The organism is uncultured Campylobacter sp. (assembly GCF_938030685.1).
Classification (GTDB): Bacteria; Campylobacterota; Campylobacteria; order Campylobacterales; family Campylobacteraceae; genus Campylobacter_B.
The window spans coordinates 1-6,728 of the sequence record NZ_CALHHX010000090.1; the positions used below are offsets into that span (position 1 = coordinate 1).

6 protein-coding genes are annotated in these 6,728 nt (G+C 50.4%); all 6 read right to left on the reverse strand.

Annotated features, from left to right (window positions below; translation table 11 throughout):
- Positions 1-146: 146 nt before the first annotated feature.
- Entirely contained in the window at positions 147-1,922 is a 1,776-nt protein-coding gene (locus Q0369_RS04360; RefSeq protein ID WP_298096486.1) for an NADH-quinone oxidoreductase subunit N, read from the reverse strand.
- A complete protein-coding gene (locus Q0369_RS04365; RefSeq protein ID WP_298096489.1) occupies positions 1,912-3,441 on the reverse strand; it encodes an NADH-quinone oxidoreductase subunit M in 1,530 nt (509 codons plus the stop codon). Before Q0369_RS04365 ends, Q0369_RS04360 begins: the two co-directional genes overlap by 11 nt.
- A 7-nt stretch (positions 3,442-3,448) precedes the next feature.
- The gene (gene nuoL, locus Q0369_RS04370; RefSeq protein ID WP_298096492.1) at positions 3,449-5,296 is read right to left on the reverse strand and encodes an NADH-quinone oxidoreductase subunit L; all 1,848 of its coding nucleotides are present in this window, start codon (positions 5,294-5,296) and stop codon (positions 3,449-3,451) included.
- The gene (gene nuoK, locus Q0369_RS04375; protein WP_005869753.1) at positions 5,289-5,612 is read right to left on the reverse strand and encodes an NADH-quinone oxidoreductase subunit NuoK; all 324 of its coding nucleotides are present in this window, start codon (positions 5,610-5,612) and stop codon (positions 5,289-5,291) included. The genes nuoL and nuoK overlap by 8 nt, the downstream gene beginning before the upstream one ends.
- Position 5,613: 1 nt before the next feature.
- Complete coding sequence (locus Q0369_RS04380) at positions 5,614-6,141, reverse strand: NADH-quinone oxidoreductase subunit J (protein ID WP_297900582.1); 528 nt, start codon at positions 6,139-6,141, stop codon at positions 5,614-5,616.
- Positions 6,138-6,728: hypothetical protein (locus Q0369_RS04385; RefSeq protein WP_298096495.1), on the reverse strand; the 591-nt coding region annotated here is incomplete at its 5' end. The genes Q0369_RS04385 and Q0369_RS04380, both read right to left, overlap by 4 nt.

A 6,728-nucleotide genomic window follows, 5' to 3' on the forward strand; every position in this document is an offset into this window, starting at 1 on the left:
TTTTTTGCTCTGCATTTTCGCTCCTTTAAAAACTCACTCAAATCGCGCACATCAAGCAGCGCAAAGCCGTAGCCGCCTAGCTCGCCCAAAAACGTATCTCTTCTTTGCTAACAAAGCGCGGCGGGGCTCACGATTAAAATTTAAGCTCAATACCCGCTTAAGAAGACGAAATTATTTACCGCGCCGGTTAGGAATTTCACCAAAAATGGCGCCAGCACGCACGCCACGCTAGCTAGCACGACGGCAAATTCTATCTGCACCGAGACCGTTCCCAGCGAGCCGTCAAGCTCCGCGTCCTCTCGCGGTTCATGCAAAAACATACGCACGATGAGACGCAGGTAGTAATACAGCGCGAGCGCGCTATTTACCACCATGATGACGGCGAGGGCGAAGTAGCCCGAATTGACCGCCGCGCTTAGCAGATACATCTTGCCCCAAAACACGCTAAACGGCGGAATGCCCGCAAGCGAGAGCATGAAGATCGCCGCGCATAGCGCAAAAAGCGGATGGGTGCGGATCAGCCCGTCAAATTTCTCAAACGGATGCTCGAAGCGAGCTGTAAATTTAGAGCTTTGCTCGAAAGTTTCGGCACCGGGCTCGCAAGTTTTAGTGCCGAAAAGGCTCGCTTCCGCGCCGGGCTTAGTCGCTTTCAAATTTGACCCGCTTTCTTTGGAATTTTGCTCGCTCGCTTTAACGCTCCACTCGCCGCAGGCTGAATTTTGCCCGCTCGCGCCTAAATTTAACTCGCCGACAAGGTTCGGCTCGTGATTTTGCGAAAAAGTGGGCTTTGCGTTTGAGATAGAGCTCTCGCCGTTTGCATTTAAATTTAAAGCGGGGCTTTGGGTTTTAAATTTTAAATTTAACGAGCGCGCGCGCCTTTGCCGCACGCACCAGATGAACGCAAACGCGCCGAGATTGGCCGCGGCGTATAGTATCCAGTAGGTAAAAAGTGCGGCATTTGCCTGCGTCGAGCCGATCACGATCGCGCAGAGCACGAAGCCAGCGTGCGAAACGGAGCTGAAAGCAAGCATCCGCTTGACGTCGCGCTGCACGAGCGCCATGAGGTTCGCTAAGCTCATCGTAAGCACCGCTACGGCGTAGAGCACGATGTTTAGCCACTGCACGCCGATGCTTTGTAGCGCTTCAAACAGCCTGATCGCCACGACAAAGCCCGCGATTTTTGGGACGACGGACAAAAAGCCCGCCATAGCGGAGCTCGCGCCCTCGTAAACGTCGGGCGTCCAGGTGTGAAACGGGATCAGCGAGAGCTTAAAACCTATCGAGACGATCATAAATGAGCAAGCGGTGAAAAGCAGGACGTTGGTTTGTAAATTTGAACTCTTAGCGATCTGCGCGATATTTGAAATTTCCATAGAGCCGGTCGATAGAAAAAACATCGCCGCGCCGAATGCGAAAAAGCCTGACCCCAGCGCGCCCATTATGAAGTATTTTAGCGCCGCTTCGACCGATCTGGCGCGATTATGCAGCGCGATTAGCGTATAAAGCGCCAGCGAGCCCGTCTCAAGCCCAACGAGGATCATCATTAAGCTTTCGCTCGCGACCATAAACTCATAGCCCACGAGCACGAATAAAAACAGCACGAAAAACTCCGCCGTGTGGTACTCGTGCGCGCTTCTTGCGCCCAAAGACAGAAAGATGAAAAATATCGAGCCTGCGAGCATGATAAGCATCGATAGCGTCGCGATTCCGTCCACCAGCATCACGTCGAAAAGCCCGCGTATGCCGCTGTTGTATCCGAAAACAAGCCCGAAGCCGAGCGCAAGAGCTAGTATCGTGATGACGGCGTAAAATTTATACGATAGCGTGCGCGCAAAAAGCGAAACCGCGAGCATCAGCAGGGCAAATCCTCCGAGTATCGCCATAGGCGCGATCGAGGCTAAATTTAAAAGATTATTTTGCATCGCTTCTTACCTTAAAATTTGCTTTTTCCATATAGGCGCGAGTCGCGGTTTGAGAGGCTTTGTTAAACATCAACTCAAGGCTTTGCGTCACGCTGGGCTCGATGCTTTTTAGCATCAGATTCGGCGCGACGCCCAGCGCTACCACCAGCACGCAGATAGGGATGATAGAGCAAAGCTCGGTTCTGTTTAGATCGCTTAGCTTTTTATTTTCCTCATGCACGAGCGCGCCGAAGAAGGTCTTTTTATAAAGATTCATCGAATAGATCGCGCCCATTATGATGCCGAGTCCACCCAAAAGCGCATAGCTAAAGCTTATTTTAAAAATCCCAACAAGGCCTAAGAATTCTCCCACGAAACCGATCGTAAGAGGAAGGCCTATCGAGCCCAACAGCACGACGCAAAAGCAAAACGCATAAAGCGGCATCACCCGCGCAAGCCCGCCGAATTCGCTAAAAAGCTTCGTATGCCTGCGGTCGTATAAAAAGCCTACGAGCATAAAGAGCCCGCCGCTTACGATACCGTGGCTTATCATCAAAAATACCGCGCCGCTCATTCCTTCGCGGCTTATTGAAAAAATTCCAAGCATTATGACGCCCATATGCGCGATCGAGCTATACGCGATAACCTGTTTGATATCCTTCTGCGCAAAGGCGATGAAGCTTGCATAGATGATCATAACGATCGCTACGGCGCACATCATCCCGCTAAAATAGACGCTCGCATCCGGAAACAGCGGCAGCGAAAATCGCACGAAGCCGTAGGTGCCCATCTTAAGAAGCACCGCGGCAAGCAGAACCGAGCCTATCGTAGGGGCCTGCCCGTGCGCATACGGCAGCCAGGTATGAAAAGGAAAGCAAGGGGTCTTGATCGCAAAGGCGATCGAAAATGCCAAAAACAGAGGAATTTGCGTGCTAAGCGGCAGCGATAGGCTCTGCCAGTCTAGGATATTAAAGCTGTACTCGCCCGTAGCCTCGTGATAGAAATAGCTCATCGCCACGAGTCCTACAAGTAGAAACATCGAACCCAGGAAAGTGTAGATGAAAAATTTCACCGCGGCGTAAATTCTCTTGCCGCTGCCCCACGCGCCGATGATATAGAGCATCGGAATAAGCGAAAGCTCCCAAAATATGTAAAACAAAATAGCATCCAGCGCCACAAAAACGCCCACCATCGTCATTTCTAAAAATAGAATGCAGATGATTAAATTTTTGGCGCGCTCTTTAATGCTTAGACTAAGCAGCGCTAAAAAGGTAACCAGCGTGCTTAGGATCACTAAAAACAGCGAAATTCCGTCCACGCCGATGAAGTAGTTGATGCCGTATTCGCTTATGAAAGGGTGCAGCACGCTAAACGCGATGCCGTCCACCGGCTCATAGAGTATCCACAAAACTAGCGAAAGCACGAACTCTATAAAGCTCATCGTAACGGCGTAGGTCTTGATGCTCGCTTCGTCGATCAAAAAGCCTAAAACCGCAGCTACCGCCGGAAAAAATATAACCAAACTTAAAAAGTATTCCATGCCCACCTCACAGCGCAAACGCCAAAATCAGCAAAATGAAAGATCCCAAAACCATCCACCTTAAATTTGCGCTCAAATCTCCGCTATTGCTCGCACGATCCGCACCTTCGCCGCTTTTTACCGCCACGCGAGCGATCAGATCGACGCTGGCGTCTATGATCGCGCCGTCGCATTTAGCACAGATCTCGCTAAGCTTGGCGTATCCGCGCACGATCACGCGCTCATAAATTTGCGGGATAAAATACTGAGCGATCAAAATTTTATAAAATTTGCAGTTCTTTAAATTTTGGCTAAATTTGCCCTTGCCGTATGTCCAAATCGTGCCGATCGCCACCGCGCTTATCATCGCTAGCGTTATGGCGATCAAAATTACCTCCACGCCGTGCGGGATCGAAGCTTTAAAGCCCGGTAGTATGCTAAGCACGAACTCCGCAAAATCGTGCTCAAAAAAGCCCGCGATCACCGCAGGCACAGCTAATACGCCCATCGCGATGAGGGCAAAGCCTTTCGCCTCGTGCGGATGGTGGGTAAATTTTTGCTTGCCGAAAAACACGAGCATTATCAGACGCACGCTGTAAAACGTCGTCATCGCAGCGCCCGCAAACAGCAGCGCCCAGATAAAATACGCGTCCGCGCTCCACGCCGCTTCCAAAATTTTATCTTTTGAGAAAAAGCCCGCGAACGGATAAAATCCGCAAAGCGCAAGCGAGCCTATGCACATTAAAATCGCCGTAGGCCGCATAAACTTATATAATCCGCCCATATTTTGGATATTTAGATCGTCCTTCATCGCGTGCATTACGTTGCCCGCGCCCAAAAATAGAAGCGCTTTGAAAAACGCATGCGTCGCCAGATGAAATAGTGCGATCCAATACGCCCCGAGCCCCGCGGCTACGAACATATAGCCAAGCTGCGAGAGCGTGGAGTAGGCGATGATTTTTTTAAGATCGTTATGAACCAGCGCCATCGACGCTGCAAAGACCGCCACAAAAGCGCCTAGGCAGACGATAAAACCGCTTACTTCGGGCGCGAGCGCGAAAATCGTGTTTGCGCGGATTACCAGATAAACGCCCGCCGTAACCATCGTCGCTGCGTGAATGAGCGCGGATACGGGCGTCGGACCCGCCATCGCGTCTGCCAGCCAGGTATGGAATGGAAACTGCGCGCTTTTGCCCATCGCGCCGATAAATAAAAGCGCTGCGATTAGGGTTAAAATTTCAGGCTCCAAGCTCGCTGCGTTCGCAAATACCACCTCGTAGCGCAACGAGCCGAAATTTAAATAGATCAGAAAAATTCCAAGCAACATCCCAAGGTCTGCGATGCGGTTCATTATGAAAGCTTCGTTGGCGCACCAGCTGTAATTGCTCCTATCATACCAAAAGCCGATCAGCAGCCACGAGCAGAGTCCGACCCCCTCCCAGCCGATGAAAAGTCCTAAAAAATTATCGCTCGTTACCAAAACCAGCATCGAAAAAACGAAAAGTCCCAGGAAGCTGAAAAATTTAGCGAAGTTTTCATCATCCCACATATAGTAGATCGAATACACGTGCACTACGCTGGATACGATGCCTACGACCACCATCATCACCGCACTTACGCTATCTATGAGAAAGCTAAATTTTGCGTCCAAAAATCCCGTGCTTATGAAATCGGCTAAGCTTACGCTGATTAGGCGGTTGTCAGAGACGAGCTCCATCAAAGCAAGCGACGCGATAGTACTTAAAATCACCAGCGCCGAGCAGACTACGCCTATAAACATCTTGTCTTTGGCGCGAATGAAAACGCCTGCGAAGATCGCCGAGGCAAGCGGTGCGAAAAGGGCGATTAAGAGCCATACAAAAACGGTATCAAGCATCCGGCCCGTCCTTAGAAGGATTTTTAAAATTTACGAAGCTGTCAAGTTCGATGCTGCCCGTTTTCTTATACCACAAGATGAGCAGCCCTAACCCCACGGCCATCTCGCTCGCGGCGATCGCGACGATGAAAAGCGCAAAAATTTCGCCGTTGATGTTGTCGTAAAATTTTGCCACGGCGACGAGGGCTAAATTTGCGGCGTTTAATAAAATTTCGCTCGAAAAAAAGAGCATTATCAAATTTCTTCGCTTCATCATACCCGCAAGCCCGAGCCCAAACATCATCGCAGCGACGATCAGATAGTGATTTAGACCCATTTTATCCCTCGCTCTCTTCATAGCTCAGGCTCGCGTCCATCTGCTTATGCGCGAGCACGATAGCGCAGATCATCGCCACGAGCAGCATCACGGCTGCAAGCTCGAAAATCGCCAGATATTTCGTAAAGATAATCATCCCAAGTGCCTCGGTGTCGTCGGTGTTTAAAATTTTAAGCGTTTCTACGTTGTTCGCAACCACCGCGCCAAGCACGATAATCACGAGCAAAAATGCGATCACGCCGCTAAGCGCGAAAAATAGCCTTGCCCCCTTTTTCGGCTCGCTTACGTTTTTATCCGCGCCCAAAAACATCAGCGCGAAGCCGTAAAGCACGATCACGGCGCCAGTGTAGACTATGATCTGCACTACGCCCAAAAACTCCGCATCCAGCAAGAAGAAAAATCCGCTCATAAATACCATGCCGCCGGCCAGCGCGCTAAGGGCATAAAGGACGTTTTTGCTAAAAACGCTGATGCCGAAAAGCGCCAGGCAAACCGCACTGAAAAAATAAAATGCAAGCGTTTGTATCATTGCTCCTCCCCCTGCGCTGAGGAATCCGGCGCGGAGCTTTGCGTAGAATTCTCAGCGTCCGCGGCGGAATTCTTTTTAGAATTTACTTTAGATTTTTTACCTCGCGTCGCAGAATTCCCCTCATCTTGCGTCGCGGAATTTTCTTTAGAATTTTCCGCAGAATCGTCGTCCGCAGCAAGACCGCCTGTGGAATTCTCGACGTGCGGCGCAACCGAATTATCTTTAAAATTTTTACTTTGAGCGGCGGAATCTTCGGCGCTTTGAGAGACGGAGCTTTCTTTGGAATTTCGCTGTGAATCGGGCGCGGAATTTTGAGCGTCCGTAGCAGAATTTTCTTTAGAATTTTCGGCGTCCGTGGCGGATCTTTCCTTTAAGCTTGCCCGCCCCACGTCTTGCCGCTCGGCTGAAATTTCGCCGCTTAAGCCCGCGCCCTTTGAAAATAGAATTTTATCGCTAGCGACACCCTCTTTTTTAGAGCTTTCCGCGGCACTGCTTTTTAAATTTGAATCCGCGCTCTTTGAGCTTAGCTCATCGCTTGCGGCGTCGCTTTTTATATAGGCGTTCGGCGTCATCTTGATCCGCGCGCC